Consider the following 2,533-nt stretch of genomic DNA (forward strand, 5'->3'; position numbering starts at 1 on the left):
TTTCTGAATGCTTAGAGCATTATAATAAAAATAAAGAAATTTTAGATATAGAAACTAGTCCATACCTCTCTCTATTAAAATATTTGATTCGTAATGGCTATATTGATGAAACTTATGCAGATTATATGACTTATTTCTATCCTAACAGTTTGACTATAGCAGATAAAACTTTTCTTCGTAGTGTGACAGATGAAGTAGCCAAGGAGTATGAATATAAACTAAATAATCCTGAGTTAATTACTGGAAAACTTCTGCATCAGCAGAGCATGTTTGAACAACCAGAGGTATTGAATATTGATCTGGTTAATTATCTGTTAGGTTCTTTTACAGTATATACTTACGAAGTAACAACTATTTTGAATCAATTGGTGCATGAAGCTAATCTGAAATTTATTAATGCATTCTGGCCGTCATCCAATGAGAAAAATTTAGAACGATTTGTACAGTTGTTAAATAAGCATTGCCCACAGGTTTTTATGCTTATGTTAAATAGCACAACAGTTTCAAATAATATAATTAAAGATTTTTCGATAAAAACCTTATATTTTTCATCACAGGATATTATTGCAACAATAAATACAGATAACCATATTTTAAGTAATTATATTGCTAATATCCATGATTATTTAATTATTGATAAACCTGATGTAGCACAGTTGATTAAACAATTCATATTTCTGGAAATTAAATTTAAAGAAATTGAATATAAAACGGCTAATAAAGACTTATTTAATGTGGTATATCAGAATGATTTATATGAGCTGAATTTTACTAATATCCAGTTGATGTTGGCTACGCAATATACTTCTGTAAGTAAGGAAAATATTATTTATCAGAATTACACTAGTATTATGAAAAAGCCTGATTCGCCTTTAGCCAAGTATGTGGCACTAAATATAGATGCCTACATACATATCATGCTGGCTAATTGTGAACAGCAGATAAAAGATGATGAAACAGATGTATTACAACTATTAAATCACAAAGATATAAGTGAAGAACATAAGCTGGAATATATAGATTATCTGTATACAACCATTACCAGATTAGATAAGGTTAAAAATACAGAGTTGTGGCAAAAGTTATTGTATCCGGGCAAACTTGACTATAACGAAGAAAATATTCTGTGTTATTTTCAACATACGCAAGAAGTGGATGAACCTTTAATTGAATTTATAAATAGTAATGAAAAAGCTTTAGATTTTAAACCAATCTGTAATGATGAAAACGTAGATGTAAGAGGTAATTTTTTTGCTAAAGTAATTATTAATCAAAATATCAGTGATAATAAATATGGAGAAATATTATCAACTTTAAAGTTTTGGCAAGTGAATTTCAATATTGATAATATAAGTAGAAATAAATTTAAAATTCTGATTGATAAAAAAATAATTGGTTTGAAACTAGAAGATGATAAATCAAAGAGTATAAATACCTTGCAATTTATTAGAAGTCATTATGATGAAGAGGATGCTTTATATTTTATCCAGAACAATTTTACTAACTATCTGGATTTAGTAGCTGAAGATACTGAATTATTTGATTATGATGAAACATTGCAGCTAGTTAATCTAGGGCTTGATGATGAAGACGCAATCAGGTTACTGAAATATAAGGACAAACCGGTATCTGTTGTTGAGCATTCTTTTTCACCAGCAGTAATGGCCTATGTGCTGGAGAACAAATTTGATACTGATGATTTAGTGGATTTAATCAGTGAATATCAACAATACGATGCCGATATTCAGGCGCTTATTAAACAGCAGGTGAATGAACATATTGAATCAGTTTCAATCGAGCAAAATACTCAGGCTTTGGAATTTATAAGGGTGTATTGTGATAAAGAAGCAGTATTGGATTATCTACAGAAAAACATTGCCGACTATGCGGATTTAATTACTGAAGATACTGAATTGTTTGATTATGATGAAACATTGCAGCTAGTTAATCTAGGGCTTGATGATGAAGATGCAATCAGATTACTGAAATGTACGGACAAACCGGTATCTGTTGTTGAGCATTCTTTTTTACCAGCAGTAATGGCCTATGTGCTGGAGCATAATTTTGCAACTGATGATTTAGCGGATTTAATCAGTAAATATCAACAATACGATGCCGATATTCAGGCGCTTATTAAAAAGCAGGTGAATGAACATATTGAATCAGTTTCAATCGAGCAAAATACTCAGGCTTTAGAATTTATAAGGGCGTATTGTGATAAAGAAGCAGTATTGGATTATCTACAGAAAAACATTGCCGACTATGCGGATTTAATTACTGAAGATACTGAATTGTTTGATTATGATGAAACATTGCAGCTAGTTAATCTAGGGCTTGATGATGAAGATGCAATCAGATTACTGAAATGTACGGACAAACCGGTATCTGTTGTTGAGCATTCTTTTTCACCAGCAGTAATGGCCTATGTGCTGGAGCATAATTTTGCTACTGATGATTTAGTAGATTTAATCAGTGAATATCAACAATACGATACCGATATTCAGGCGCTTATTAAACAGCAGGTGAATGAACA

Annotated in this window: 1 protein-coding gene; it reads left to right on the plus strand. The window is 30.7% G+C overall.

Going from position 1 to position 2,533, the window contains the following annotated elements:
- Nucleotides 1–125 precede the first annotated feature (125 nt).
- Nucleotides 126–2,533, plus strand: a 2,408-nt coding sequence (locus tag BHC51_RS11805) for a hypothetical protein (RefSeq protein WP_218966414.1), incomplete at its 3' end; no start/stop codon positions are given.

It is taken from the genome of Snodgrassella alvi (assembly GCF_002777745.1).
Classification (GTDB): domain Bacteria; phylum Pseudomonadota; class Gammaproteobacteria; order Burkholderiales; family Neisseriaceae; genus Snodgrassella; species Snodgrassella alvi_D.